The organism is Peribacillus sp. YIM B13481 (genome assembly GCF_042787985.1).
GTDB lineage: Bacteria > Bacillota > Bacilli > Bacillales > DSM-1321 > Peribacillus > Peribacillus simplex_A.
The window spans coordinates 1-1002 of the sequence record NZ_JBHZPE010000135.1 but is presented as its reverse complement, the minus strand read 5'-3'; the positions used below and the strand labels follow the sequence as shown (position 1 = coordinate 1002).

General features: G+C 38.1%; 2 protein-coding genes. One reads left to right on the top strand and one right to left on the bottom strand.

The window, feature by feature from the left end; all coding sequences use genetic code 11:
- Positions 1-101: 101 nt before the first annotated feature.
- Positions 102-236: a methyl-accepting chemotaxis protein gene (locus ACFX4X_RS25505; protein ID WP_377387674.1), complete on the bottom strand. Its 135-nt coding sequence runs from the start codon at positions 234-236 to the stop codon at positions 102-104.
- Positions 237-762: 526 nt separating this feature from the next.
- Here ACFX4X_RS25505 and ACFX4X_RS25500 point away from each other — a divergent pair.
- Entirely contained in the window at positions 763-906 is a 144-nt protein-coding gene (locus ACFX4X_RS25500; protein ID WP_081108790.1) for a YycC family protein, read from the top strand.
- Positions 907-1002: the final 96 nt, after the last annotated feature.

Here is a 1002-nt window from a genome sequence, read left to right as displayed (position 1 = left end):
AAAAAAAGGTAGATTTCCTCAGAATAAACTGAGAAAAACTACCTCTATTGGCCCGAAGGGACTTTTTCAGTGCCCTCCCGACGCACGGGCTTTTTTCCATTCTATAATTCATTTGATGTTTGCACGATTGCATCCATTTCAGCTATCGGCTTTTTAGTCTGTTCAGCAAGTTTCCTGAGCTCATTCGAAACAGCCGCAAATCCATTACCATGTTCGCCTGCATGCGCTGCCTCGATGGCTTTAGTTCAATGATAGTAAATTTGTCTGGTCGGCTGTACAAGCTTAATAAACTCGGTAATGCTTAAGAAGGATTGGTTTAATATAACGGTTTTCATCAACATTTTTCATGAAAATAACAAGGTTGCCTGAAGTTTCACCTGTTCACTGCTTACATCCAATATACCCTCTGTCTCTTTTGCTTTTTGAAACCAGATTGCTTTTTTCGGCTTCGATTTATGAAAATCCCCATTTTCCCACTACCCCTGATCTTGTAAATCACTAAGATATTCCATCAAATCATACGAGCTTTATATCCATTCAATTGAAAATATACAGTTCATTCGAACCATAAAAAACCCTATTCTGCCTTCGATCCAATTCTATTGTCAAGGTATAAGGTACTAGAATTTTTCTTCATTAACTTCCCATCAAAAGAATAGTATGGATTTTGTTTGATGGAGAAATGGTCAAGTAAGGATTGAATAATTGGAGAACAGAGACTACACTGGAATTAACTAATAAAAATTGATTGGAGAAAGCGCCATGAAGCCATTGCAAATATCACCGGAAACCGCATTAAAGTTATCCAAGTCCCTAAACTTGCCTTTAGAGCAAATCATGCATATGCCTACACCCGTCTTGCTGAGAAAGCTTGCCGAGGCTGAAGCACAAGAAAATACAAAATAGCTGCAGGAATCTGCAGCTATCAGACTGTAGACAAACTCGATGAAAATCGAGTTTGTCTATTTTTTATGAGTTGTACAATTTGGCCGTTGATTTTCC

Excerpts from the sequence above, each read along its gene's own strand:
- ACFX4X_RS25500 (WP_081108790.1), top strand. The coding sequence starts at position 763 with ATGAAGCCATTGCAAATATCACCGGAAACCGCATTAAAGTTATCCAAG.